Genomic DNA, 25,081 nt, shown 5'->3' with positions numbered 1-25,081 from the left:
TGGGGAGCTGACGCTCCAGGCGGTCAGGCCTGGGCCGGCTCCGGGACGACGATGTTGACGGTCTTGCGGCCACGCTTGGTGCCGAACTCGACCGCGCCCGCCGCGAGGGCGAACAGGGTGTCGTCGCCGCCACGACCGACGTTCACGCCGGGGTGGAAGTGGGTTCCGCGCTGACGGACGAGGATCTCGCCCGCGCTGACCTTCTGGCCACCGAAGCGCTTCACGCCGAGGCGCTGGGCGTTCGAATCACGACCGTTCCGGGAGCTGGATGCACCCTTCTTATGTGCCATTGCTTCGTCTCCTCGGGTGTCTTACTTGATGCCGGTGACCTTGATGACCGTCAGCGGCTGACGGTGACCCTGGCGCTTGTGGTAGCCGGTCTTGTTCTTGAACTTGTGGATCCGGATCTTCGGGCCCTTGGTCTGATCGACGACCTCGGCGGCCACGGAGATCTTGGCCAGCTTGTCGGCGTCGGTGGTCAGATCGGCGCCGTCGACGACGAGAACCGGGGTCAGGGCCACGGCGGTGCCGGGCTCACCCTCGATCTTCTCGACCTTCACCAGGTCACCGACCGCGACCTTGTACTGCTTTCCGCCGGTCTTGACGATTGCGTACGCTGCCATCGGTCGGCTTCCTCCACTCACGTTGGTCGTGCTCGTTTCACGTCACAGCTGCGCGACGCGTGTTCTTGACTGGGGCTCATTCCCGCGAACGGGGAGAGCAACGGTCACTTGCCTGCGGAATCACCCTGCCGTTCGGCTAGGTGCCCAATCGCGGGGCAGCGACCGACCTAGGTTACCAGACCGGTATCCACTCCCCCAATTCGGCCGGTCAGGGCCGAATCGGGGGCCTGCGCGCGAGGACGGCTCCTCGCGCGCAGGCGGCCTCCTAGTTCGATTCGGGCGCGGGTGCGCCCGCGGGCCTGCCCACCGCGCGGCGGCGCGGCTTGCGGACCGGGACGACGACCGGCTCGGCGGCGATGTCCACGACGGCCGCTGCGGGCGGCTGCTCGCTCGCCGACAGGACGAACACCGCGCCCGCGCTGTCGGGGGCGGGTGCCGCCGTCGAGCGGGCCACGCGACGCCTGCGCGGTGCGCGGGCGGCGGGCTCCTCGACGACCGGCGCGGGCTCGGGCTGTTCGGGCTCCGGCTCGGCGACGGCTTCCGCCGCGACCGGCTCCGGCTCGACCGGCGCCGGCGCGGGTTCGGGCGCGATGGCCGTCTCCTCGTCCGCCGCGACCGGCTCGGCCGAGATGACCCCGGTGAGCGCCGGACTGTCGACCGCCGACTCGGCGTGGGCGGCAGCGCCCCGGCTCGACCGGCGCGAGCGGGACCGCGACCGGGTCGGCTCGGCGGGCGCCTCCTCGGTGACCGCGGCCTGGGCCACGACCTCCTCGGTGGGCTCGCCGTCCTCGCCGTGGTGAGCGGCCATCGCGAGCGCGACCGGGTGGGCCCGCTTGACCGCGATGTCCTCCTCGCCGTGCTCGCCGTGCTCGGCGGCGGGCGCGGTGCCGTTGGTCGCCGGAGCGGCCGCGGCGGCGGCGGGCTTGTCCTGGCTCTTGTCCTTGCCGCGACGACGGCGCGACGAGCCTTCCTTGGCCCGGTTGCCCGAGTCCTCGGCGCCGGACCCGGCGTCGACCGGGTAGGAGTGCACGAGGATGCCGCGACCGTGGCAGTGCTCACAGGTGGTGGAGAACGCCTCGACCAGTCCGGTGCCCAGCTTCTTGCGGGTCATCTGGACCAGTCCGAGCGAGGTCACCTCCGACACCTGGTGCCGGGTGCGATCGCGGCCCAGCGCCTCGGTGAGGCGGCGCAGCACCAGGTCACGGTTGGATTCGAGGACCATGTCGATGAAGTCGACGACGATCATGCCGCCGATGTCGCGCAGCCGCATCTGGCGCACGATCTCCTCGGCCGCCTCCAAGTTGTTCTTGGTGACCGTCTCCTCCAGGTTCGACGAACCCGAACCGGTGAACTTGCCGGTGTTGACGTCGACGACCGTCATCGCCTCGGTGCGGTCGATCACCAGCGTGCCGCCGGAGGGCAGCCACACCTTGCGATCGAGCGCCTTGGCCAGCTGCTCGTCGATCCGGAAGGCGTCGAAGACGTCGACACCGTTGTTCTCGTGCCGGTTCACCCGCGGGAGCAGGTCCGGCGCGACGGTGCGCACATAGTTCTCGACCGTGCTCCAGGCCCGCTCGCCCTCGATGACCAGCTTGGCGAAGTCCTCGTTGAACAGATCGCGGATGACCTTGACCAGCATGTCGGGCTCTTCGTAGAGAGCCTTGGGCGCGTTGGACTCCTTGGCGGCGGCCTCTTCGATGGTGCGCCAGGTGGCCTGCAGCCGCTCGACGTCGCGGGCCAGCTCGGGCTCGCTGACGCCCTCGGAGGCGGTGCGGATGATCACACCGGCGTCGGCGGGCACGATCTCGCGCAGGATCTCCTTGAGCCGCTTGCGCTCGGTGTCGGGCAGCTTGCGGCTGATCCCGGTGGAGGTGCCGCCCGGCACGTACACCAGGAAGCGACCCGCGAGCGAGATCTGGGTGGTCAGGCGGGCGCCCTTGTGACCCACCGGGTCCTTGGACACCTGCACCAGCACCTGATCGCCGGGCTTGAGCGCCTGCTCGATCTTGCGCTCCTTGCCGCCCAGACCGGCGGCGTCCCAGTTCACCTCACCGGCGTAGAGCACGCCGTTGCGGCCACGGCCGATGTCGATGAACGCGGCCTCCATGCTGGGCAGCACGTTCTGCACCTTGCCGAGGTAGACATTGCCCACCATCGACGCCTGGCCGGAACTGGTCACGAAGTGCTCGACCAGGATGTTGTCCTCGAGCACCGCCACCTGGGTGGTGATCTGGTGACCCGGCGCGTGCTCGGCGGCGTCGAACGACTTCTCCCGCACGACCATCACCCGGTCGACCGCCTCGCGGCGGGCCAGGAACTCCGACTCGGTCAGGATCGGCGGACGACGGCGACCGGCCTCCCGGCCGTCCCGGCGACGCTGACGCTTGGCCTCGAGCCGGGTGGACCCGGAGATGCCCTGCACCTCGTCGGATCCGGCCCGGCCACGGCTCTTGTTGCGCGGCTCGCGCTCGTGCACGACGGTGTTCGGCGGATCGTCCTCCGACGACGCGTCGGCCTCGCCGCCCTCCCCCCCGACCTTGCGGCGGCGACGACGGCGACGGCGACGGCTCGCGCCCTCGGGCTGGTTGTCGTCCTCGTCGTCGGAGTCGGCGTCGGTGTCCTCGGCCTGCTCGGCCTCGTCGGTGGCGGACTCGGACGACGCGGCGGTCTCGTCGTCGGTGTCGTGCTCGGCACCCTCGGTGTCGGTGTCGTCACCGTCGGCCGACTGCTCGCCCCGGCCACGACCGCGGCCACGACGGCCACGGCGACGGCGGCGCGGCTGCCCGTCGGCGTCGGTGTCACCGGCGGCGTCGGACTCGTCCTCGACCGGCTCGGTCTCGGCCTCGATCTCCTCGACCGGCTCCTCGGTCCGCTTGACGGTCCGCTCGGCGCGGCGGCGCTTGCGCGCCTCCTCGGCGGCGGTCGCGTCCGGCGGCAGGAACAGCGGCGCGGTGAAGGCGGGCGCCTCGAAGCTGACCGGTTCGGCCGGGGCGGGCGCCTCGACCGGACGGTGGGTGAACAGCCCGGTGTGCGCGTCGTCGGCCATGGCGGCGAAGACTTCGTCGGTCCGCGCGACCTCGGGTGCCGAGAACATCGGCGCGGGCGCGGTGGTCGGGTCGGCCGGCTGCTCGGCGACGGGGGTGGTCGACGGCGGGGGCGCCGTCGCGGGGGTGGATGCTGGGGATTCGCCGGTATCGGCGTCAGCGGCGGCGATCGCGTCGCGCACGGTCTCGGCGACCGCGCGATCCACATTCGATTGGACGCTGCGCGCCTCGGCCCCCAGTTCGGCCAGTTTGGCCAGGATGCGTTTGCTGGTCACTCCCAACCGCTTGGCCAGTGCATGAACTCGAATTCGCTCCGGCAATTGATCGGCATCCTGTTGTGTTGTGTCCAGCGGCTCTGTATCGGCCACGAAGTCTCCTCGGGCCCCCGGGCGCGTCCTTCCCCGGTACGGGAGTGACGCGGCCGACGCGGGGGCATCGTCCGTGCACCTCGTACCCGATGGTACGAGGGTCATCTGGTCTCGCCCCGCGTGTCCGGTCGCACCTCGATCGATCTTCTGGCGGGCCAACCGGTCACGCGGCGCCTGGCTGTACGGCGTGACGCCGCGCTCCGAGCGCTCATCCAGCGTGCCGGTGCGGGCAACCCCAGCAACAGGGTCGTCCGTGGCAGCGATGATCGGCATCCAACCGCGGTGTCATCCGGTCATGTCCGTCACCGCCGTCGCGTACCTGCGCGACAGGCTGTCACCAACCGCCCTGTTCGAGCATCGGTGACGAACACATCCATTGTCAGTATCCCATACGGTTCGCGCGGGGATCGCCATCGGCGCAACTCACGCGAACCTCGGCCGCTCGAGCTCGTCGCGTCCGCACCGGACGCGACGAGCGAGTACAGCGCGTTCAGGCAGGGAATTCGGGGAACCAGAGCGCGATCTCGCGCTTGGCGGACTCGGGCGAGTCGGAACCGTGAACGAGGTTGAACTGGGTCTCCAGGCCGAAGTCACCGCGGATGGTGCCCGGGGTGGCCTTCTCGACCGGATCGGTGCCGCCGGCGAGCTGACGGAAGGCCGCGATCGCGCGCGGACCCGACAGCACGGCCGCGACAACAGGGCCCGAGGTGATGAACTCGATCAGCGAGCCGAAGAACGGGCGCTCGGCGTGTTCGGCGTAGTGCTCCTCGGCGAGCTCGGTCGACACGGTCTTCAGCTCCAGCGCCTCGAGGGTCAGGCCCTTGCGCTCGATACGGGCCAGCACCTCGCCGACGAGGCCACGGGAGACGCCGTCCGGCTTGATGAGTACCAAAGTCTGCTCAGTCACGGCGTCACTCTAACCGGCGTCGCCGCCCGGAGCCGAACTCGTGCCGGTTCGGCCACCCATTCGCTGACTGGGCAGTAGCCCCGCGTCCATCCGGCGCTGCACGTCCGAGCGCAGCACGAGGATGAACGCCCACACCGCGGCGAACACCAGTCCGATGATCCCGATCGACAGGTGGATGAACGTGCCGGCCAGCAGCAGCACCTGCAGGCCGAGGTTGAACGGGATCGCCCACGGCTTGCGCTGCAGACCCGCGCCCAGAATCATCAGCAGCGCGAGCACCACCAGGTAGGTGCCGGAGAACCAGGTGACCCCGCCGCCGACGTCGGCGACCACCGGCAGCGCCAGCAGCACCACGATGGCCTCGAGGACCAGGGTGCCCGCCATGACCCCGCGCAGACCCTTCCATGGATCTGTGGCGGGCGGTGGAACCTCACTCATGCCGGAGCCTTTCCGAAGAGGGCGCGCGCGGCGCCCGCGGTCACCACCGAGCCGGTGACCACGACGCCTGCGCCCGAGATCACGTCACCGTCGTCGCCGGCCTGCTCGGCCAGGGCGATCGCCGATTCCAGCGCGTCGGGCAGGGTATCGGCGGTGATCACCCGCTCGTCGCCGAAGCGCTGCACCGCGAGGTCGGCGAGCGCGTCGACGTCCATCGCCCGCGGCGAACCGTTGCTGGTGACCACGATCTCGTCGAAGACCGGCTCCAGCGCGTCGAGGATGCCCGCCGCGTCCTTGTCCGCGAGCACGGCGACGACGCCGACCAGCTTGCGGAAGTCGAACTCGGTGGTGAGGGTGTTCGCCAGCGCCACCGCACCGGCCGGATTGTGTGCCGCGTCGACGAAGATGGTCGGCGCGTTGCGCATCCGCTCCATCCGGCCCGGGCTGGCCGCGCTCGCGAAACCCGCACGCACGGCCTCGATGTCGAGCTGCCGATCGGCGCCCGCGCCGAAGAACGCCTCCACCGCGGCGAGCGCGAGCGAGGCGTTGCGCGCCTGGTGCTCGCCGTGCAGCGGCAGGAAGATCTCGTCGTAGACGCCGCCGAGCCCCTGCAGCGTGAGCAGCTGGCCGCCGACCGCGACGGCCCGCTCCAGCACCCGGAACTCCGCACCCTCGCGGGCGACCGCGGCGTCGGCCTCGACGGCGCGACGCAGCAGCACGTCCATCACCTCGGGCTCCTGCTCGGCGATCACCGCGACGGTGTCGACCGGGATCAGCGCCTCGGGGGCGCGCTTGATGATCCCGGCCTTCTCCCCGGCGATCGAGGGGAGGTCGGGGCCGAGGTAGTCGGTGTGGTCGAGGCCGATCGGAGTGATCACCGCGACCTGCCCGTCGATCACATTGGTCGCGTCCCAGGTGCCGCCCATGCCGGTCTCGACGACGGCCACGTCGACCGGCGCCTCGGCGAAGGCGGCGAAGGCCATGCCGGTGAGCACCTCGAACTTGCTCATCGCCGGGCCGCCGACCGCCTCGGATTGCTGGTCGATCATCGCGATGTAGGGCTCGAGCTCGCGGAAGGTCTCTACGTACCGGGCCGGGCTGATCGGCGCGTTGTCGATACTGATCCGCTCGGTCGCCAGCTGCAGGTGCGGGCTGGTGATCCGGCCGGTGCGCCGGTGCAGCGCGGTGAGCAGGGCGTCGATCATCCTGGTCACCGACGTCTTGCCGTTGGTGCCCGCGACGTGGATCGCCGGATAGTTGCGCTGCGGGTTGCTCAGCAGATCCATCAGCGTGCTGATCCTGGTCAGCGACGGCTCGATCTTGGTCTCGGGCCAGCGCTTGTCGAGTTCGGCCTCGACCAGCGCCATCTCGGCCAGGTCCACCGGCGACGGTCCGGCGCCGAGTGGAGCCGGGCGGTGGTCGTCGGCTTCGTACTGCGGCTCCGGCTCGTCGTTCACTTGCCGCTCAGCTCCGCCAGCCGGGCACCGATGCGCGCGACTTCGGCCGCGGCCACGTCCCGGCGCCCGGTGATCTTGTCGACGACCTGCTGCGGCGCCTTGGCCAGGAACGCCTCGTTGCCGAGCTTGGCCGTGGTGGTGTCGAGGTCCTTCTGCGCGACCGCGAGATCCTTCTCCAACCTGCGGCGTTCGGCGTCGAGGTCGATCGCGCCGGAGGTGTCGAGCTGCACGGTGACCGTCGCGCCGGACAGACGGACCTGCACCTCGGCGGTGGTGGCGAAATCGTCACCGGGTTCGGTCAGCCGGGCCAGGTTGGCCACCGAGCCGGCGAACTCGCCGAGCCCGGCCTCGTTCAGACCGACCAGCGTGGCCTTCACCTTCTGCTTGTCGGCCAGGCCCTGGTCGCTGCGGAAGCGGCGGATCTCGGTGATCAGGCGCTGCGCGTCGGCGACCCGCTGCGCGGCCACGGTGTCGGTGGCCACGCCGGTCGCGGCCGGCCACGGGGCGACGACCACCGATTCGCCGCCGGTCAGCGCCTTCCACAGGGTCTCGGTGACGAACGGGATCACCGGGTGCAGCAGGCGCAGCACCGCGTCGAGCACCGTGCCGAGCACCACCGCGGTGCTCTCGGCGCGGGCGTCGGACTCGGCGAACTGGACCTTGGACAGCTCCAGGTACCAGTCGCACAGTTCATCCCAGGCGAAGTGATACAGCGCCTCGCAGGCCTTACCGAACTCGTAGGCGTCGAAGGCGGCGTCGACTTCGGCGCGCACCTCGTCGAGCCGGTCGACGATCCAGCGATCGGTGTCGGTGAGGGTCTCGCGCGGCGGCAGCTCACCCGAGCGCGCGCCGTTCATCAGCGCGAACTTGGTGGCGTTGAACAGCTTGGTGACGAAGCTGCGCGAGGCCAGCGCGTGCGGTTCGCCGACCGAGAGGTCGCCGCCGGGCTGGGCGCCGCGAGCCAGGGTGAAGCGCAGCGCGTCGGCGCCGTAGGAGTTGATCCAGTCCAGCGGGTCGATGCCGTTGCCGCGCGACTTCGACATCTTCTTGCCGTGCTGGTCGCGGATCAGGCCGTGCAGGAAGACGTCCTCGAACGGCACCTGCTTGCGTCCGCCCTTGCCGACGGTGAGCACCGGGTCGTCGCTGACGAACATGCCGAACATCATCATCCGGGCCACCCAGAAGAACAGGATGTCGTAGCCGGTGACGAGCACGCTGGTCGGATAGAACTTGGACAGCTCGCCGGTGGCCTCGGGCCAGCCCATCGTGGAGAACGGCCACAGGCCCGAGGAGAACCAGGTGTCGAGCACGTCCGGGTCCTGCACCCAGCCCTCGGGCGCTTCCTCGTCCGGCCCCAGGCACACGATCTCGCCCTCGGGGCCGTACCAGATCGGGATGCGGTGGCCCCACCACAGCTGACGCGAGATGCACCAGTCGTGCATGTTGTCGACCCAGTCGAACCAGCGCGGTTCCTGGCTGGCCGGGTGGATCTTCACCTCGCCCTCGCGCACCGCGTCACCGGCGGCCTTGGCCAGCGACTCGACCTTGACCCACCACTGCATCGACAGGCGCGGCTCGATCGGCTCGCCGGAGCGCTCGGAGTGACCGACGCTGTGCGTGTAGGGCCGCTTCTCGGCGACCACGCGGCCCTCGGCGGCGAGGCGCTCGCGCACCTTCACCCGGGCCTCGAAGCGGTCCATGCCGTCGAATTCGGTTCCGGTGCCGGTGATCCGGCCGCCCTCGTCCATGATCGTGGGCATCGGCAGGTTGTGCCGCAGGCCCATCTCGAAGTCGTTGGGGTCGTGCGCGGGAGTGATCTTCACCGCGCCGGTGCCGAACTCCGGGTCGACGTAGTCGTCGGCGATGATCGGGATCTGGCTGCCGGTGATCGGGTGGTAGACCGTGGAGCCGATCATCGCGGCGTAGCGCGGGTCGTCGGGGTGCACGGCCACGGCGGTGTCACCGAGCATCGTCTCGACGCGGGTGGTCGCGACGACGACGTGCGGTTCGTTGTCGTCGAGGGAGCCGTAGCGCAGCGAGACGAGCTCGCCGTCGACGTCCTTGTAGTCCACCTCGAGATCGGAGATACCGGTCTTCAGCACCGGCGACCAGTTCACCAGGCGCTCGGCCCGGTAGATCAGGCCCGCGTCGAACATGCGCTTGAAGATGGTGCGCACGGCGCGGGAGAGGGTGTCGTCCATGGTGAAGCGGTCGCGGCTCCAGTCGACGCCGTCGCCGAGCGCGCGCATCTGCCACTGGATCGCGCCACCGGACTCGCGCTTCCAGTCCCACACCTTGTCGATGAACAGCTCGCGGCCGAAGTCCGCTTTGGTCTTGCCGTCGGCGGCGAGCTGCTTCTCCACCACGGTCTGCGTCGCGATACCCGCGTGGTCCATGCCGGGCAGCCACAGCACCTCGTAGCCCTGCATCCGCTTGCGGCGGGTGAGGGTGTCCATGAGGGTGTGGTCGAGGGCGTGGCCCATGTGCAGGGTGCCGGTGACGTTCGGCGGCGGCAGCACGATCGAGTAGGCGGGCTTGCTGCTGGTCGCGTCGGCGCCGAAGTATCCGGCGGCTACCCAGCCCTCGTACAGGTCGGCCTCTACCTCGCTGGGGTTCCAGCTCTTGGGCAGGGCATCGGCACGATTACGCGAGTTGTCTGGGGCTGCGCTGGTCACCCACCAATCCTAAGGGGCCCCGGCAAAGCAATTGACGCCCCCCGCCACTGCGCGGCACCGCCGAAAAAACAGAGACGGAATCTTCGGTGGATGAGGGACACCGAAGACTCCGTCTACTCCTGTGATACTACCGGCGATTCCCGGCGGCCCGGGGAATCCATAGGCAATTCTCAGCTTCTGGTTGCCGCGCGAGTAACTTTTGTTTCCCGACCACAACGACACGCGGAAGTTGTTGTGAGCCAAGCGGCTCCGACGAAGATCCGGGAAATCCCCGATTGCCGAATTGTCCGTTTTACCGGAGTCTGGAGAGGGTGACGCCCCCGCTCGATTCCGCCGCATCTCCCCCGCCCCGCGCCGCGCGCACCCGGACCGTCCGGCCGGCCGCGCTGCTCGACCTCCGCGCGGGTGAGGTCGACGAGCTCCACTACCCCGCCGCCAGCGTGCTGGTCTTCGCCGGTGTGCCCGGCGCGGGCAAATCCACTGCGCTACACCGCTTCTTCGCCGCCGGGCCCGAGGCCGAGCAGCCGGTGCGCACGGCGTCGGGCGCGCTGGTGCTCGATTCCCACCACACCCGCAACCGGCTCCGGCACCGCCTCGGCCTGCTGCCGTACCCGCTGTGGCGTCCGCTGGTGCACCTCGCGCACTACCGCGCCATCCGCGACGCGCTGCGCGCCGCCGACGGGCCGGTGGCCATCCACGACTGCGCCACCTTCGACTGGAGCCGCAGGCTGATCGCGCGCTGGGCCCGCGAGGGTCGCCGCGAACTGCACATGGTGCTGATCGATGTGCCTGCCACGCAGGCACGCGCCGGTCAGATCACCCGGGGCCGGAGGGTCAACGGGGTGGCGTTCACCGCGCACTGCCGCCGGTGGGAACGGATGATGGGCAGCCTCGGCGCGCGCGGCGACGGCCCGCTCCGCTCGGTCTCGGAACCGCTGGAGTCGGCGTCGGTGGTGATCGTCGACCGCCCGACCCTCAGCACGGTCGCCCGCGTCACCTTCGACGCCGCCTGAGCCGCCACACGCCGCCTATGACGAGCTGCCGGGGCTCCCGGCCGTTGCCTGCCCCGGCGCGAGTCGAGCACCGGGGGTGCGAACAACCCGACCACACGAGCCCCGGCACGCTCGACGACGCAGCCCGACCGCGGGTCCGCGGCAGACCACGCTTGTCAGCACGCGTCCGGGGCACCAGCGCAGGCCGCGCCGTCAACACCCGCTCAGGGCACCGACGCGGGCCGCGCCGCCCGCACCCGGCTAGGGAACCAATACCGTCAGCGCGCCCGGCATCGCCTGCACGGTGACCGGCAGCATCCCGGCCGGCTCGCCGTCGGCCGTGGCGTAGCCGCCGTCGGCGCTGACGGTGATCCGCCGTGCGCGGTACCGCTTGGTCGACGGGTGGTCGATGCGCTTGCCCGCCGACAGCGCGGGCAGCAGCCGCGCCATCTCCAGCCGGGAGACGGCGCCGACCACGGTGATGTCGAGGTAGCCGTCGTCGGCGAGCGCGTCCGGGCACACCAGCATCCCGCCGCCGTAGGTGCGGGTGTTGCCGATCGGGGCCATCACCGCATCGGTGTGGACGACCGTGTGTTCGCCCGCCGGGTTGTCGAGCGCGCCGGGCGCCAGGCCCGACAGCTCGATCGTGAACGGCAGCGTGTAGCCGCGCATCAACTCGGCCACCGCGGCCACGGTGTAGCGCAGCGGACCGCGCGGGTAGCGCATCTTGTTGGCGCGCAGGGTGACTCGCGCGTCGAATCCGGTGCCGACGACGGTGGCGAACCAGGTGGGCGTCGCGTACGTCGACTCGATCCGGCCGAGGTCGATGTGGCGGACCCGGCCGCGCAGCACGATGTCGATGGCCGCGTCCGGGTCACCGGTGGGGATGCCGAGTTCCCTGGCCAGATCGTTGCCGGTACCGGCGGGCACCAGACCCAGCGGCACCGTGCTGTGCGCGACCGCCGCCAGCAGCACGTTCATCAGCCCGTCACCGCCGACGCAGATCACCGCGTCGGGCCTGCGGAGCTCGCTGCTGACGGCCGCCCTGACCTGCTCGACCGACTCGACCGCACTGGGCGCGCGCACCTCGGCCACCTCGACGCCCTGCGCCAGCAGCCGCTCCAGCACCGCCTCGGCGACACCGTCACCGCGCCCCACACCCGAATGCGGGTTCGTGACGACCAGGACGCGCCGCACCGAAAGTTCGCTCACGACTCCACCTCGCCGGCGCTCGGCGCCGTCGTGCGCGAACGCGCGCTGTGCCTACGGTTCACTCGCCAAAGCTCCCTCACGGAACCAGCTTCCCAGGATTCAGCACGCCGGCGGGGTCGAGTTCCCGTTTCACCGCGCGCAGGACGCGAACGCCCAGGTCGCCGACTTCGGACTGCATCCACGGACGGTGGTCGGCACCGACGGCGTGATGGTGGGTGATGGTGCCGCCCGCGGCGACGATGGCGTCACCGACCGCCGACTTGGCGATCCGCCACTGCGCGATCGGGTCGTCGAGCTGCTTGGCGACGATGGTGAAGTACAGCGAGGCGCCGGTCGGGTAGGTGTGCGAGATGTGGCACATCACCAGGGCGGGCGTGCCCTGCGCGCCGAGCGAATCCATCAGCGCCCCGGTCACCTTGGTCTTCAGGTTCGACAGGTTCGCCCAGGTGGTCGCGGTCTCCAGGGTCTCGCAGAGCACGCCGACGTCGAGCAGCGCGTCGCGCAGGTACGGCGCGGCGAAGCGGCCGTGTTCCCAGTGCTGGGCGGGTGCCTCGCCGAGCGCGGTGCCACCGGCGGCGCTGAGCAGTCCGCTCGCCTCCAGCGCGCGGGCGGCGACGTGCGCCTCGGTGCCCTCGTAGGTGGTGATGGCCAGGCAGCCCGCGACGGGTGCGCCGCCGATGTCACCGGAGCGGGCCAGGTTCAGCCCGGTCTCCGCCTCGTCGGACAAGCGCAGCACGGTCGGGGCGGCGCCGGTCTGCACCAGGCTGCGCAGCGCGGCCGCGCCGGTGGCGAAGTCGGGGAACGACCAGGCCTGGTAGGCGGTGGTTTCCGGGACCGGGTGCACGCGCAGCGTGACCGAGGTGATGATGCCGAGGGTGCCCTCGGAGCCGACGAACAGCTCCCGCAGGTCCGGTCCGGCCGCCGAGGCGGGCGCCCGCCCGAGTTCGACGGTGCCCTGCGGGGTCGCGACGACCAGGCGCTCGACCATATCGTCGAAGCGGCCGTAGCCCGCCGACGCCTGACCGGACGACCGGGTCGCGGCGAACCCGCCGATGGTGGCGAATTCGAAGCTCTGCGGGAAGTGCCCCAGCGACAGTCCGTGCGCGCCCAGCAGTTTCTCGGCCTGCGGGCCGGTGACGCCCGCGCCGAGGGTCGCCAGCCCGCTGACCGGGTCGACGCCGGTGAGGGTGTCGAGCCTGCGCAGATCCAGCGCGATGACGGTGGCGAACTGCCCGCGCACCGGGTCGACGCCGCCGACCACGCTGGTGCCGCCGCCGAACGGGACGACCGCGATGCCGTGCTCGGAGCAATAGGCCAGCAGCGCGAGGACCTGCGCGTGATCGGCGGGGAAGACGATGGCGTCCGGCGCGTCCTGGAGGCCGGTGGCGCGGCGACGGAGCAGGTCGGGGGTGCTCTTGCCGCCCGCGTGACGCAGCCGGGCGACATTCTCGGTGCTGAGATTTTCGTCACCGATAATGGCGGCGATCCCGGCTCGGTCGGTGTCGGTGAGGGTGGTGGGACGCAGCGGCACGTCGCCCTCGTCGCGACGCGCCACCGGCTCGCCCGCGATGCCGAACACCTGCGCGAGCAGGCCGCGGATCTGCGCCGACAGGGGCTGGTGTCCAGCGGGGACACCCCAGGCGTCCCACACCATGCTCGGCGGCAGCGTGGTGGCACCGGAATTCTCGGGTTGCGTCTCGACCATGCGTTACATTCTGACATATAGTGTCAAGCAGTAACCAGTACGATATGTCCTCGAGTCGGCATCCGACCGCTGTCGGATGTCACTGCCCCGCATTCACGACACCGACCCCGCTGGTCCGCTCGATACCCTTGAGCGTTCCAGCTCGACCACGGCGCCTCCTCCGGCGCCGCCGAACACACCGGGGTGAAGCACGATGATCGACATCGCGACCAACGCGGACGAGCAACTCTCGCCCACCGACGTGGCGATCCTCGATGCCACGCGGGCCTGCGTCGTCGATTTCGGTGTCCGCCGCACCACGCTCACCGAAGTGGCGCGTCGCGCCGGGGTCAGCAGGCCGACGGTGTACCGGCGCTGGCCCGACACCGGGTCGCTGATCGCCGAGCTCCTGGTCCGTGAGTTACGCACGATCGTCGGCGAGACCATGCCCGAGATCGGCCTCGGCCGGCACCGGCTGGTCCGCGGCATCGTCGCCGGTGCGGCCGCGATCCGGGCGAACGCGGTGTTCGCCAAGATCTTCCGGACCGACACCGACCTCATGCTCACCTACGTGTTCGGCAGGCTGGGGCGCAACCAGCGCACGCTGATCGAGCTGTTCGCCACCGCGATCCGGCTCGGCCACGACGACGGCTCGATCCGGGCCGGCGATGCCGAGCAGATGGCGACCATGCTGCTGCTCATCACCCAGTCCGCGGTGCAGTCCGCGGGCACGGTGGAGCCGCTGCTGGCCGGTGCGCAGTTCGACGCGGAGCTGTCGAGGGCGATCGAGGGTTACCTGCTCCCTCCCCGCGACAAGGACTGTGATGACTCCTGATTCGAAGGCCGCCCTGCACGCGACCCGCCGCACCGCCGACCTGACCGCGCTCGGCGATCGACCCGAGATCGACGTGCTGGTGATCGGCGGCGGCGTGACCGGCGCGGGCGTCGCGCTCGACGCCGCCTCGCGCGGACTGCGCACCCTCCTGATCGAGCGCACCGACTTCGCGTTCGGCACCAGCCGCTGGAGTTCGAAGCTGGTGCACGGCGGCCTGCGCTACCTGGCGAGCGGCCGGGTCGGCATCGCGCACGAGAGCGCGGTCGAGCGCGGCGTCATGCTGCGCACCACCGCGCCGCATCTGGTGCGCCCGCTCCCCCAGCTGGTGCCGCTGCTGCCCGGTATCAAGGCCTCCCAGAGTGCGCTCATCCGCGCGGGTTTCGCCGCCGGTGACGCGCTGCGGGTCACCGCCCGCACCTCCGCCGCCACCCTGCCCCGCTCCCGCCGGGTCGTCGCCGCCGAGGCGCTGCGGCTGGCCCCGACGGTGCGCCGCGAGGGGCTGCGCGGCGGCCTGCAGGCCTGGGACGGTCAGCTCGTCGACGACGCGCGGCTGGTCGTCGCCCTGGCGCGCACCGCGGCCGCCCACGGCGCGACCGTGCTCACCCGGGTGGAAGCCGTGGCCGCGACCGGCGATTCGGTCCAGCTGCGCGACACGATCACCGGCGAGACGCTGACCGTGCGGGCCCGCGCCGTGATCAACGCGACCGGCGTGTGGGCGGGCGAGGTCGACCACAGCATCAAGCTGCGGCCCAGCCGCGGCACCCACCTGGTGTTCGACGCCGCCGCGTTCGGCGGCCTGAGCGCGGCGCTGACCGTGCCGGTTCCCGGCAGCATCAGCCGCTTCGTCTTCGCGCTGCCCGCCGCGCACGGCCGCGTCTACCTCGGGCTCACCGACGAGGAGGCGCCCGGCCCGATCCCGGACGAGCCGCAGCCCACCGAGTCCGAGATCGATTTCCTGCTCGACACCATCAACACCGCGCTGCGGGAACCGTTGACCCGCGCCGACATCCGTGGCCGCTTCGCCGGCCTGCGGCCGCTGCTCGAGACCGCCGACGACAGCACCGCCGACATCTCCCGCGAGCACGCCGTCCTCACCTCCCCCGACGGCCTGATCACCGTCGTCGGCGGCAAGCTCACCACCTACCGCCAGATGGCGCAGGACGCCGTCGACGCCGCCGTCGCCCATGCCGGGCTGCCCGCGTCGATCTGCCGCACGACCCGGCTCCCCCTGGTCGGCGCGGTCGCCGGCGCGGCTCGCGACCGCATCGACGCACCTCCGGTCCTCATCGAGCGCTACGGCAGCGAGGCGAGCCACATCGTCTCGGCCTGGCTGGCCGACCCGGCCCTGCGCGAACCCGTCGCCCCCGGAATCGACGTGACCGCCGCCGAATTCGACTTCGCCATCAGCCACGAGGGCGCCCTCACCGTCGACGACCTGCTCGACCGCCGCACCCGCATCGGCCTGGTCCCCGAGGATCGTGCCGCCGCCACCCCCGCCGCGGAAGCCGCGTTCGCCCGGGCCGTCGTCGGCAGCTGACCGCGCTACCGCCGGTCGGCGACCATAGGCGGCGACCAGCGTGGCGGCGCGCAGGAAGGCCGCGTCGCCCGCGCCGAGCAGGACTCCATCCGGGACGGCGTCTCGGCGCACCGCCGACCGGGCCCGCCCGCGCGCACCAGGTCAGCCGTCGAGCCAGGTGGCCAGGTCGGCGCGCATGCAGGCACGGGGCCATTCGTCGAGGCCGTGGGCGGTCTCGGCGGCGCGGATGGCGCGCAGCTCCGGCGTCTCGTCGGCGGCCGGGATGTAGGTGAAGCCGAGCCGCTCGTAGTACGGGCCGTTCCACGGGACCCCGATGAACGTGGTGAGGGTGATCTCGTGCAGTCCACGGTCTTTCGCCCAGCGGACCGCGTGATCGATCAGGCGTTTGCCGATCCGCCGTCCGGCGTGGGCCGGGTCCACCGATACCTGATCCACATGCGGCTCACCGTCGACCATGCCGAGCACCAGGTAGCCGACGGGGCGGTCGGTGTCGTCGGGCCACACCCAGGCCCGCCCGGCGATGATGTATTCGCGCAGGGTGTCGGCGTGCGGCGGATCGTCGTCGGCGACCGCGGTCATCCCCACCGTGGCGAACGGGGCACCCGCGCGCCGCTCGATCTCCTGCAGCACCGGGATCTCGGCCTCGGTCGCGGGCCGGATCGGACCGCCGCTCACCTGCCCTCGCGCGGCGGTCCCCGGCTGATCGATGCCGGTCATCGCGCGTTCACCGGGGTCGCGAGGATGCCGTTGAGCATGGCGCGCAGGGCCCACCGGCCGCGGGCGTGACCGTCGCCCGCGAGCATCTGCTCGCGCAGCGCGACGATGGTCGGGTAGCGCTCGGCGGGCAATTCGGCGAAGCGCCTGCCGATCTCGGCGAGGTCTGCCGACTCCGCGCCGCCCTGGATGTCGCAGGCCGCCTGTTCGGCGGCCTCGGCGGTGATGTGCAGGTGGATCAGGTCGACGGCCCAGGTGGCGGTCGACGGATCGAGCCCGCCTTCGCGCAGCAGGACGAGCAGCTGTTCGACCAAGCCGAGGGCGTGCGCGGTGGTCGGGACCCGGCCGAAGGCCACCAGCGCCAGCCCCTCGTGCCTGCCGAGCACCTCGATGGCGGTCTCGACGACGGCGGTCAGACGTTCTCGCCAGTCGCCGTCGGCGGGCGTGGTCACGGTGGACAGGACGTGGTCGAGCATGCCGGTCATCAGGTCGTCGCGATTGGCGACGTAGACGTAGAGGGAGGCGGCGCCGGTGTCGAGTTCCTGGGCGACCCGGCGCATGGTGAGTGCGGCCAGGCCGTCGGTGTCGAGGATGCGCAAACCGGTCTCGATGACGACCTCGCGGCTCAACGGCGCTTTCGCCGGTCGGGCCCGGCGGCTGACGGGTGCGGCGTTCATGCGCCGCATCATACGCGGGCCACGAACGACGTTTGACACGAACATCGTTCGCCCTCGTCGGCCGATGACTCCCGCGGGGCTTCGACCGCCTGCCCCTCTGCGTGCCCGGCGATCTCAACCCGCCGAAACCCGCTGTGCCAGTGGCGCACCAGCCCCCGACACCTCCGCCGGAACAGCAGCTGACGGCCTGGTCGCCCGCTGTTCGCGGACACAATCTCAACCGCATGCGGAGAGTCGTTCTATGCTGGCAAAGGCCAGTCCGACAAGGAGGCATTGATGCGCGCGCATTCGTCTACCGTGGCCATCGTGCCCGGTACCGGGATCGTCGCCAGATTCGGCGACGTCGTCATGTATCTCGCGGGCGAAACCCCGTCCACCGACCGACTACTCGGCGCGGTCGAAACCGTCGCGATGAGTACCGCGGCCTCGGCGCCCGGTGCCGCGCTGGCCCAGCGGCTGGCCGGCGTCGTCTTCGGCGGCGCGTCCGCCCCGCCACCGTTCGGCGTCCTCGCCCCGACCGCCGACGGGATGCTGATCCTGTTGCGCGGCGCGGTGATCGCCGAGATCTCCGGCGCCGAGGGCAACCGCCGCCTGGCCGGCGACCGCGCCTTCACCTGGGTCGACGAGATCATCCGCGAGCCCGTCCGCCGGATCGCGGTCGGCGCCGAGATGGCCGACCCGACCAGCGCCAATCCCCGCACCGATCTCCGCGCGGGCATCGTCACCGGCAACGGTTTCGTACTCACCCTCGGCCGCCGCCGCAATCCGGCACCGCGCCGGGTCGAGACCCTCGACGAGCCGCCACCGACCGAGGCCACCGGATTCCGCGCCCTGCGCGCCCCGTCGGACCGCACCGAGAACGGTGAGGCCAGGCCGGCGACCGCGGGTTTCACCACTCCCGGCGCCGAAGCCGGGTTCACCGGTCCGGCAACCGGTTTCGTGCCGTCCACCGAGGCGGGCGATCCCGACGGCGAGACGGTGAGCACGGGCTCGCGGCCGGTGACCGCCGACGGTGAGACCGTCAGCACCGGTCCGCGCAATTCCCCCGCCGCCAACGCGCCGCTGGCCTGGTCCCAGGCATTGGATGCGGCGAAGCGGGCCGAACCCGTCGCCCTCGGTAAGTCCGGGCCGCATCCCACCAGCTCGCGCGGCGCCCTGGTCACCGAGGACGGACTGAGTTATCCCCTGGATCGGCCCTATGTCCTGGGCCGCAACCCCTCCGGCGACGAATCGGTGCGGGCCGCCGCCGCTACCCCCATCTTGATCGAACGCGACCGGCTCGTGTCCCGGGTCCATGCCTTCGTCGCCCCCGACCGTGGCAAGGTGTTCGTCCGGGAAGCCCCCGCCACCTCCGGTACGTTCTTCGCCGCCCCCGACTCCGAACGCTGGTCGCGCGTCGGCACCCTGCCCATCGAACTGCAACCGGGCTGGCGTCTGCGCATCAACGATTTCCTGCTGACCTACTGCGTCTAGCGGGCCGAACTGTCCCGACGCCCGTGGGGCGCACAGTGTGCGTCCACGGGCGCCGGATCGCGACTCGGCTCAGCCGTCGAGGGCGTCGAGCAGCGCCGCGCGCTGGCGAGCACCGAGCCCGCCGATGCGGCGATCCTCGGGGATCTCCGCCTGATCCATCAGCTTGGCCGCCTTCACCGGGCCGACGCCCGGCAGCGCCTTGATCACCGCAGCGACCTTGGTCTTCTTGACCAGGTCGTCGCTGTCGGCCTTCTTGAGCAGATCGGCGACGGTGACCTTGCCCTCCTTCACCTTGCCGATCAGTTCCGAGCGCGCCTTGCGCACGGCAGCCGCTTTGGCCAACGCCTCGGTGCGCTGTTCGGCGGTCATCGTAGGCAGTGCCATGTCTCCTCCGCTTCCACTCGTCACTCGAACATCTGATTGACGGACCGAGTAAACAGCAACCGAACGGCAGCACCAGTCCGACACACCGCGAGGATACGCCGATGAGTTTTGCGTGCTGGGCCCGTCGTAATGGGTGAACGACCGGCAAGACGGACGAAACGGACGAAAGGATCGCCGCCATGGAGCTCTCCCTGACCCAGTTCCTCTCGATGCGTTCCTGCTCGGCAGCGGCGCACTCGCCCAGACCCTGCTCGCGGCCGGTCTCGTCGATACGATGAACCTGCCGACCTTCCCGGTGGTGCTCGGCACCGGCAAGAAACTGTTCACCGAGACGGTGCGACCCACCGGATTCGCTCTCACCGACGTCCGCACCACCTCCACCGGCGTGCTCATCGCGAGCTACCGCGCCGACGGGGCACCGAAGTACGGCGACTTCTCCGCCGGGTGACCCACGTAACACCGCACCCAGCTGCGACGAAACATCAGCAGAAGCACAAAACGGGACCAAGGTTCAACGGCGAACCACGGAGGATCAACGAAGCTCCTCGACCCGGGCGCGATCGGTCTCCGGTCGTCACCGTCTCCCCGTGATCGTGCGGTAACAGCTACACAGTTGTGCGCCAGACGTTTCCGGCATCGGCGGGTCGGCGAGAAATGCGGCCCGCGGTTGTGCTCTCCCCCGCTCCATGCGCAAGAATGACGCGACCCGGCGAACCCCTTTGCTTACTGGAGTTGCGATGCGCGAGGAACACCCGCTCGATGACGAGGTCGTTGCGTTGCCGGTCCGGGTCGAACGGGCCAGGCGACGCATCGCCTACCAGTCCGATCCGGCCCTGACCGACGCACTGTCCGAAGACGAGCTGCGCGCCGAGCGCGAACTCGCCGAGAAGATCCGCACCTATGAGCGCGACCAGCGCTGGAAGCAGATCAAGGCCGCCTCCACCCACGCCGACCGGCTGCGCGAGACCACCGCCGAGATGGAGCGGGCCGAGATGGCGGACGTGATGCTGGCCCGCAAGGCCATCGCCGCCCAGCGCCGCGAATCCAACCCGCGCGCCCGACTGGCCTCGCTCTACCAACACCGCACCTGGTCGCTGCGCGCCCTGGCCGGCGTGGTCATCGCCGGCATGCTGTGGTCGGCGGTGAACGTGCAGCACAACATCGCCCCCGGCGGTCCGAGCGACCCGCTCTACTGGGCCAGCTTCGGCCTGGAGGCCATGATCAGCGTCTGCCTGGTCATCATCATGATCGGCACCACCCGCGTGGCCGAGTGGGGCGTGATGGGCAACCGCACCCAGGTCCTGGTCGCCGAACTGTTCCTGCTCTCGCTCACCATCGCCCTCAACACCTACCCCCACCTGAGCGCCAAGCACTGGTATGACGCCGCCGTCCACGCCGTAGCCCCGGTCATGATCGGCGTCGCCCTGATGATCCACAACGCCGCCAGCGCCCGCTACAGCACCGCCATCGCCCGCGCCTCCGCCGAAATCCCCACCGACGACGCCGAGGACCTCCTCTCCGCCGCCCCGGCCTTCCGCGAGAGCTGACAGCCACACGACAAGAGGGCCCGTGCTCCCACCGGAGCACGGGCCCTCTGTCGATAGCTCTGAGTAGGTCCTACGCCGACTTCTCGCGACGCTCGGTGCGCTGGGTCTTGCGGGGGACGATCGTCGGCAGCACGTTCTCGGTGACGGTGTCGGCGTTCACGACCACCTTGGCGACGTCGTCGCGGCCGGGGATGTCGTACATCACCGGGAGCAGGACTTCCTCCATGATGGCGCGCAGGCCACGGGCACCGGTGCCGCGCAGGATCGCCTGGTCGGCGACGGCTTCGAGGGCGTCGGTGGTGAATTCCAGGTCGACACCGTCCATCTCGAACAGCCGCACGTACTGCTTGACCAGTGCGTTCTTCGGCTCCGAGAGGATCTTGACCAGCGATTCCTTGTCCAGGTTGGTCACCGAGGCGACAACCGGCAGGCGGCCGATGAACTCGGGGATCAGACCGAACTTGATCAGGTCCTCGGGCATCACATCGGCGAAGTGGTCATCGGTGTCGACCTCGGCCTTGGAGCGGACCTCGGCACCGAAGCCGATGCCACGGTGACCGGTGCGGTCGGAGATGATCTTCTCCAGGCCGGCGAACGCGCCCGCCACGATGAACAACACGTTGGTGGTGTCGATCTGGATGAACTCCTGGTGCGGGTGCTTGCGACCGCCCTGCGGCGGCACACTCGCCTGGGTGCCCTCCAGGATCTTCAGCAGCGCCTGCTGCACGCCCTCGCCGGAGACGTCACGGGTGATCGACGGGTTCTCGCTCTTGCGGGCGATCTTGTCGACCTCGTCGATGTAGATGATGCCGGTCTCGGCGCGCTTGACATCGTAGTCGGCGGCCTGGATCAGCTTCAGCAGGATGTTCTCGACATCCTCACCGACGTAGCCCGCCTCGGTGAGCGCGGTGGCGTCGGCGATGGCGAACGGCACGTTCAGCATCTTCGCCAGCGTCTGCGCGAGGTAGGTCTTACCGCAACCGGTGGGGCCGAGCATCAGGATGTTCGACTTGGCCAGCTCGACGGTCTCGCCGCGGCTGTCGCGGCCCTTGTCGCCGGCCTGGATGCGCTTGTAGTGGTTGTAGACCGCCACCGCGAGCGTGCGCTTGGCCGTGTCCTGGCCGATGACGTAGTTCTCCAGGAAGTCCCGGATCTCCGAGGGCTTGGGCAGCTCGTCGAGCTTGACCTCACTCGACTCGGCCAGCTCTTCCTCGATGATCTCGTTGCAGAGGTCGATGCACTCGTCGCAGATATAGACCCCGGGGCCCGCAATGAGCTTCTTGACCTGCTTCTGGCTCTTTCCGCAGAACGAGCACTTGAGCAGATCGCCGCCGTCTCCGATGCGCGCCATCTCGTAGGTCCCTACTTCCTTGTCCGAGTGCGACCGTCGTCCCCCGATTGGGCCGGAAATACGTTTCGGTGCCGTCAATCAGAGCAATGGTCCCTGAGTCGACCGTACCTGGTGTGCGCGAGAGAGGTCGACAACTCGCGCATGTTTCTGTGAAGCGTTGTGCGGGTTCTCACCATTGTGAGGCCCACGGTCGAAAAATGGTGGGCCCGCCGCCCAGATCGGGCGACGGGCCCGGGCGTGTCACTTCTGCCCGCTGAGCTTCCGGTAGTCGAAGACCTGGTCGACGATGCCGTATTCCTTAGCTTCCTCGGCGGTCAGGATCTTGTCGCGGTCGGTGTCCTTGCGGACCTGCTCCTCGGACTTGCCGGTGTGGCGCGAGATGGTGACTTCCATCAGCCGGCGCATGCGCTCGATCTCGGCCGCGGCGATCTCGAGGTCCGACACCTGGCCCTGCACGCCGCCCGAGGACGGCTGGTGGATCAGGATGCGCGCGTTGGGCAGCGCGGCGCGCTTGCCGGGGGCACCGGCGGCCAGCAGCACCGCCGCGGCCGAGGCGGCCTGGCCCAGGCACACCGTCACCACGTCGGGGCGCACGTACTGCATGGTGTCGTAGATCGCCATGAGCGCGGTGAACGAGCCACCGGGCGAGTTGATGTACATGGTGATGTCACGGTCGGGGTCCTGGGACTCCAGCACCAGCAGCTGCGCCATGATGTCGTTCGCCGACACGTCGTCGACCTGGTTGCCCAGGAAGATGATGCGCTCTTCGAAGAGCTTGTTGTACGGGTCCGACGTCTTGACACCGAACGAGGTCTGCTCGGTGAACTGCGGCAGGATGTAGCGCGCCTGCGGGAGGCCCGCAGCGGAGCCGCCGTGTCCGGCGCGCGGGTCGAAGAGGTTGGCCATCTTTATCTCCAAGCTTGTCTCGAGTGAGGGGGGACGGCGGCGTTACTTCGCCTGGTTCGCGTGGGTGACCACGTGATCGATGAAGCCGTACTCGAGGGCTTCCTTCGCCGTGAACCAGCGGTCGCGGTCCGCGTCCTCGGTCACCTGCTCCACCGACTTGCCGGTGTGCAGCGACTGCAGCTCGTTGAGCTCGCGCTTGGTGTGGGCGAACTGCTCGGCCATGATCGCGATGTCGGCCGCCGAACCACCGATGCCCGCCGACGGCTGGTGCATCATGATCCGGGTGTGCGGCAGCGCGAATCGCTTGCCCTTGGTGCCCGCGGTCAGCAGGAACTGCCCCATCGACGCGGCCAGACCCATGGCGACGGTCTTGATGTCGCACTCGGCGAACTGCATCGTGTCGTAGATGGCCATCCCCGCGGTGACCGAGCCACCCGGGGAGTTGATGTAGAGCGAGATGTCCTTGGTCGGATCCTCGGCCGAGAGCAGCAGGATCTGCGCGCACAGCTTGTTGGCGATGTCGTCGTCGACCTGCGTGCCGAGGAAGATGATGCGCTCGCGCAGCAGCCGCTCGTACACCGAATCACTGAGGTTGAGACCAGCAGTAGCGGCTGTCATGACCCCTGCCTGGTTGATTGTCACGGATACCTGCCTTCTCTTCTCACCGATTGCTACGGCCATACGGTTCGTCGTCACAAACAGTAACGAAGCAGGGCGGCACCGAACTCCCGGTACCGCCCTTCTTCGCTCACAGCGCAATCTCGCTCCGCTCGATGGCACTGTGCGCAAGGCGCACTGCGTCATCGGTTTGCTCGCTGCGCTCCCTCACGGCGCAATCCAAGCACCCCCGGAGGGGTACCGGTCACACCGGCATCACAAAACCTATTCGGCGGCGGCCTCGACCTGCTCGGTCTCGGCGGAATCCGCGGGGTCACCGAACATTTCGGTGGTGTCGACCACGTTGCCCTCGGAGTCGGTGACCTTCACCTGGCCGACGACACCGGCCAGCGCCTTGCCGCGACGGACGTCGGCGAACACCGCGCCGAGCTGACCGGCCTGCTGCACCTGCTGGATGAACTGCTCCGGCGACATGCCGTAACGCTGGGCCTGGAACAGGATTCGCTCGGTCAGCTCCTGCTGGCCGACCTGGGTGTCCTCGGCCTCGGCGATGGCGTCGAGCAGCAGCTGGGTCTTCACCGACTTCTCGGCGGCTTCCTGGGTGTCGGAGTCGAACTCCTCGCGGGAGGAGCCCTGCGCCTCGAGCGCCTCGGCCAGCTTGGCCTCGTCGTGATCGAAGCCGTGGACGGCGTCGTGCAGCACCGCGTCGACCTCGGCCTTGACGACGGCCTCGGGCAGCGGGACCTCGATGGTCTCGAGCAGGGTGTCGAGCACCTTGTCGCGGATCTGGCCGGCCTGCTCGACCTTCTTGACGCGCTCGACGCGGCCCTTCAGGTCTTCCTTGAGCTCGTCGATGGTGTCGAATTCGCTGGCCAGCTGGGCGAACTCGTCGTCGGCCTCGGGCAGCTCGCGCTCCTTCACCGACTGCACGGTGACGGTGATGACGGCTTCCTTACCGGCGTGGTCGCCGGCGACCAGGGTGGAGGTGAACTCCTTCGACTCGCCGGCCGCCAGACCGGTGATCGCCTCGTCGAGGCCCTCGATCAGCTGACCCGAACCGACCTCGTGCGACAGGCCGGTGGTGGCCGCCTCGGGGACGTCCTCGCCGTCGACGGTGGCCGACAGGTCGATCGAGACGAAGTCGCCGTCCTGCACGGCGCGCTCGACACCGGTCAGGGTGCCGAAGCGCTGACGCAGCGAGGTGAGCTGCTGCTCGATGTCGGCATCTTCGATGGTGAACGCGTCGACGGTGACCTCGAGGCCCGAGTAGTCCGGCAGCGCGATCTCGGGGCGCACGTCGACCTCGGCGGTGAACGCCAGCTCTTCGCCGTCCTCGATCTTGGTGATCTCGATCTCGGGCTGGCCGATGACCTTGACCTCGGCGGACTGCACGGCCTCGGCGTAGCGACCCGGCAGCGCGTCGTTGACGACCTGCTCCAGCACGGCGCCACGGCCGACGCGGGTCTCGATCAGCTTGGCCGGGGCCTTGCCCGGACGGAAGCCGGGGATGCGGACCTGCTGGGCCAGCGCCTTGTACGCCTTGTCGAAGTCGGGCTTCAGCTCCTCGAAGGGCACCTCGACGTTGATCCGGACCCGGGTCGGGCTCAGCTGCTCGACGGTGCTCTTCACGGACATGCTC

Annotated in this window: 22 protein-coding genes; 6 read left to right on the top strand and 16 right to left on the bottom strand. The window is 70.1% G+C overall.

Going from position 1 to position 25,081, the window contains the following annotated elements; genetic code table 11:
* Positions 1 to 23: 23 nt before the first annotated feature.
* The 7 genes from rpmA to NV348_RS25675 all read right to left on the bottom strand — a co-directional run bounded on the left by rpmA (position 24) and on the right by NV348_RS25675 (position 9,512).
* Positions 24 to 290, bottom strand: coding sequence for a 50S ribosomal protein L27 (rpmA, locus tag NV348_RS25705; protein WP_022567181.1), 267 nt, complete (start codon positions 288 to 290; stop codon positions 24 to 26).
* Positions 291 to 311: 21 nt separating this feature from the next.
* Positions 312 to 623: a 50S ribosomal protein L21 gene (gene rplU / locus NV348_RS25700; protein WP_110039506.1), complete on the bottom strand. Its 312-nt coding sequence runs from the start codon at positions 621 to 623 to the stop codon at positions 312 to 314.
* Positions 624 to 888: 265 nt separating this feature from the next.
* Positions 889 to 4,035 carry a translation initiation factor IF-2 N-terminal domain-containing protein gene (locus NV348_RS25695; protein ID WP_447149137.1) on the bottom strand — a complete coding sequence of 1,049 codons (3,147 nt, stop codon included), beginning with the start codon at positions 4,033 to 4,035 and terminating at the stop codon, positions 889 to 891.
* A 490-nt stretch (positions 4,036 to 4,525) separates the two neighbouring features.
* Positions 4,526 to 4,942, bottom strand: coding sequence for a nucleoside-diphosphate kinase (ndk, locus tag NV348_RS25690; RefSeq protein ID WP_447149136.1), 417 nt, complete (start codon positions 4,940 to 4,942; stop codon positions 4,526 to 4,528).
* A 9-nt stretch (positions 4,943 to 4,951) separates the two neighbouring features.
* Positions 4,952 to 5,380, bottom strand: a complete 429-nt coding sequence (locus NV348_RS25685) for a DUF4233 domain-containing protein (protein WP_447149135.1) — start codon at positions 5,378 to 5,380, stop codon at positions 4,952 to 4,954.
* Positions 5,377 to 6,747, bottom strand: coding sequence for a bifunctional tetrahydrofolate synthase/dihydrofolate synthase (gene folC / locus NV348_RS25680; RefSeq protein WP_447151140.1), 1,371 nt, complete (start codon positions 6,745 to 6,747; stop codon positions 5,377 to 5,379). The genes NV348_RS25685 and folC overlap by 4 nt, the downstream gene beginning before the upstream one ends.
* Before the next feature lie 86 nt (positions 6,748 to 6,833).
* Positions 6,834 to 9,512, bottom strand: a complete 2,679-nt coding sequence (locus NV348_RS25675; protein WP_447149134.1) for a valine--tRNA ligase — start codon at positions 9,510 to 9,512, stop codon at positions 6,834 to 6,836.
* Positions 9,513 to 9,823: 311 nt separating this feature from the next.
* On the opposite strand from NV348_RS25675, the gene NV348_RS25670 reads away from it, so the two are divergent.
* On the top strand, positions 9,824 to 10,525 hold the full coding sequence (locus NV348_RS25670) for an AAA family ATPase (protein WP_447149133.1): 702 nt from the start codon (positions 9,824 to 9,826) through the stop codon (positions 10,523 to 10,525).
* Between the two features lie 240 nt (positions 10,526 to 10,765).
* Here the strand turns inward: NV348_RS25670 and NV348_RS25665 are convergent, their stop codons facing one another.
* Together NV348_RS25665 and NV348_RS25660 are read right to left on the bottom strand one after the other, a co-directional pair.
* Positions 10,766 to 11,716, bottom strand: a complete 951-nt coding sequence (locus tag NV348_RS25665) for a YegS/Rv2252/BmrU family lipid kinase (protein ID WP_447149132.1) — start codon at positions 11,714 to 11,716, stop codon at positions 10,766 to 10,768.
* A 76-nt stretch (positions 11,717 to 11,792) separates the two neighbouring features.
* Entirely contained in the window at positions 11,793 to 13,421 is a 1,629-nt protein-coding gene (locus NV348_RS25660; protein ID WP_447149131.1) for an FAD-binding oxidoreductase, read from the bottom strand.
* Between the two features lie 193 nt (positions 13,422 to 13,614).
* Between NV348_RS25660 and NV348_RS25655 the strand changes: the two genes are divergently transcribed.
* Entirely contained in the window at positions 13,615 to 14,235 is a 621-nt protein-coding gene (locus NV348_RS25655) for a TetR/AcrR family transcriptional regulator (protein WP_447149130.1), read from the top strand.
* The gene (locus tag NV348_RS25650; protein ID WP_447149129.1) at positions 14,225 to 15,772 is read left to right on the top strand and encodes a glycerol-3-phosphate dehydrogenase/oxidase; all 1,548 of its coding nucleotides are present in this window, start codon (positions 14,225 to 14,227) and stop codon (positions 15,770 to 15,772) included. Before NV348_RS25655 ends, NV348_RS25650 begins: the two co-directional genes overlap by 11 nt.
* 141 nt (positions 15,773 to 15,913) lie before the next feature.
* On the opposite strand, the gene NV348_RS25645 is transcribed toward NV348_RS25650, so the two are convergent.
* Positions 15,914 to 16,489: a GNAT family N-acetyltransferase gene (locus NV348_RS25645; protein ID WP_447149128.1), complete on the bottom strand. Its 576-nt coding sequence runs from the start codon at positions 16,487 to 16,489 to the stop codon at positions 15,914 to 15,916.
* Positions 16,486 to 17,163 (bottom strand): TetR/AcrR family transcriptional regulator, encoded by a 678-nt coding sequence (locus tag NV348_RS25640; RefSeq protein ID WP_447149127.1) that lies wholly within the window; start codon positions 17,161 to 17,163, stop codon positions 16,486 to 16,488. Before NV348_RS25640 ends, NV348_RS25645 begins: the two co-directional genes overlap by 4 nt.
* A gap of 276 nt (positions 17,164 to 17,439) precedes the next feature.
* On the opposite strand from NV348_RS25640, the gene NV348_RS25635 reads away from it, so the two are divergent.
* On the top strand, positions 17,440 to 18,636 hold the full coding sequence (locus NV348_RS25635) for an FHA domain-containing protein (protein WP_447149126.1): 1,197 nt from the start codon (positions 17,440 to 17,442) through the stop codon (positions 18,634 to 18,636).
* A gap of 69 nt (positions 18,637 to 18,705) precedes the next feature.
* On the opposite strand, the gene mihF is transcribed toward NV348_RS25635, so the two are convergent.
* On the bottom strand, positions 18,706 to 19,020 hold the full coding sequence (mihF, locus tag NV348_RS25630) for an integration host factor, actinobacterial type (protein WP_447149125.1): 315 nt from the start codon (positions 19,018 to 19,020) through the stop codon (positions 18,706 to 18,708).
* Positions 19,021 to 19,153: 133 nt separating this feature from the next.
* On the opposite strand from mihF, the gene NV348_RS25625 reads away from it, so the two are divergent.
* Positions 19,154 to 19,468, top strand: coding sequence for a dihydrofolate reductase family protein (locus NV348_RS25625; RefSeq protein WP_447149124.1), 315 nt, complete (start codon positions 19,154 to 19,156; stop codon positions 19,466 to 19,468).
* Positions 19,469 to 19,757: 289 nt separating this feature from the next.
* Positions 19,758 to 20,567 (top strand): hypothetical protein, encoded by an 810-nt coding sequence (locus NV348_RS25620; RefSeq protein WP_218721477.1) that lies wholly within the window; start codon positions 19,758 to 19,760, stop codon positions 20,565 to 20,567.
* A gap of 70 nt (positions 20,568 to 20,637) precedes the next feature.
* Here NV348_RS25620 and clpX read toward each other — a convergent pair whose 3' ends face one another.
* The 4 genes from clpX to tig form a co-directional block, all read right to left on the bottom strand.
* A complete protein-coding gene (gene clpX / locus NV348_RS25615; RefSeq protein ID WP_218721478.1) occupies positions 20,638 to 21,918 on the bottom strand; it encodes an ATP-dependent Clp protease ATP-binding subunit ClpX in 1,281 nt (426 codons plus the stop codon).
* 240 nt (positions 21,919 to 22,158) lie between these two features.
* Positions 22,159 to 22,824 carry an ATP-dependent Clp protease proteolytic subunit gene (locus NV348_RS25610; RefSeq protein WP_218721479.1) on the bottom strand — a complete coding sequence of 222 codons (666 nt, stop codon included), beginning with the start codon at positions 22,822 to 22,824 and terminating at the stop codon, positions 22,159 to 22,161.
* Positions 22,825 to 22,866: 42 nt separating this feature from the next.
* Positions 22,867 to 23,442 (bottom strand): ATP-dependent Clp protease proteolytic subunit, encoded by a 576-nt coding sequence (locus NV348_RS25605; RefSeq protein ID WP_030202569.1) that lies wholly within the window; start codon positions 23,440 to 23,442, stop codon positions 22,867 to 22,869.
* A 264-nt stretch (positions 23,443 to 23,706) separates the two neighbouring features.
* On the bottom strand, positions 23,707 to 25,071 hold the full coding sequence (gene tig, locus NV348_RS25600) for a trigger factor (RefSeq protein ID WP_447149123.1): 1,365 nt from the start codon (positions 25,069 to 25,071) through the stop codon (positions 23,707 to 23,709).
* Positions 25,072 to 25,081 lie beyond the last annotated feature (10 nt).

The sequence above is a fragment of the Nocardia fodinahabitans genome (assembly GCF_052983615.1).
The sequence above is the reverse complement of the archived record's forward strand: the minus strand, read 5'-3'. Positions and strand labels throughout refer to the sequence as shown.

What these genes read in the sequence shown, in the direction of transcription:
- rpmA (WP_022567181.1), bottom strand. Translation starts at nt 290, where the DNA reads ATGGCACATAAGAAGGGTGCATCCAGCTCCCGGAACGGTCGTGATTCG.
- rplU (WP_110039506.1), bottom strand. Translation starts at nt 623, where the DNA reads ATGGCAGCGTACGCAATCGTCAAGACCGGCGGAAAGCAGTACAAGGTC.
- NV348_RS25685 (WP_447149135.1), bottom strand. Translation starts at nt 5,380, where the DNA reads ATGAGTGAGGTTCCACCGCCCGCCACAGATCCATGGAAGGGTCTGCGC.
- folC (WP_447151140.1), bottom strand. Translation starts at nt 6,747, where the DNA reads ATGGCGCTGGTCGAGGCCGAACTCGACAAGCGCTGGCCCGAGACCAAG.
- NV348_RS25660 (WP_447149131.1), bottom strand. Translation starts at nt 13,421, where the DNA reads ATGGTCGAGACGCAACCCGAGAATTCCGGTGCCACCACGCTGCCGCCG.
- NV348_RS25655 (WP_447149130.1), top strand. Translation starts at nt 13,615, where the DNA reads ATGATCGACATCGCGACCAACGCGGACGAGCAACTCTCGCCCACCGAC.
- NV348_RS25650 (WP_447149129.1), top strand. Translation starts at nt 14,225, where the DNA reads ATGACTCCTGATTCGAAGGCCGCCCTGCACGCGACCCGCCGCACCGCC.
- NV348_RS25645 (WP_447149128.1), bottom strand. Translation starts at nt 16,489, where the DNA reads ATGACCGGCATCGATCAGCCGGGGACCGCCGCGCGAGGGCAGGTGAGC.
- NV348_RS25640 (WP_447149127.1), bottom strand. Translation starts at nt 17,163, where the DNA reads ATGAACGCCGCACCCGTCAGCCGCCGGGCCCGACCGGCGAAAGCGCCG.
- NV348_RS25635 (WP_447149126.1), top strand. Translation starts at nt 17,440, where the DNA reads ATGCGCGCGCATTCGTCTACCGTGGCCATCGTGCCCGGTACCGGGATC.
- mihF (WP_447149125.1), bottom strand. Translation starts at nt 19,020, where the DNA reads ATGGCACTGCCTACGATGACCGCCGAACAGCGCACCGAGGCGTTGGCC.
- NV348_RS25620 (WP_218721477.1), top strand. Translation starts at nt 19,758, where the DNA reads ATGCGCGAGGAACACCCGCTCGATGACGAGGTCGTTGCGTTGCCGGTC.
- clpX (WP_218721478.1), bottom strand. Translation starts at nt 21,918, where the DNA reads ATGGCGCGCATCGGAGACGGCGGCGATCTGCTCAAGTGCTCGTTCTGC.
- NV348_RS25610 (WP_218721479.1), bottom strand. Translation starts at nt 22,824, where the DNA reads ATGGCCAACCTCTTCGACCCGCGCGCCGGACACGGCGGCTCCGCTGCG.
- NV348_RS25605 (WP_030202569.1), bottom strand. Translation starts at nt 23,442, where the DNA reads ATGACAGCCGCTACTGCTGGTCTCAACCTCAGTGATTCGGTGTACGAG.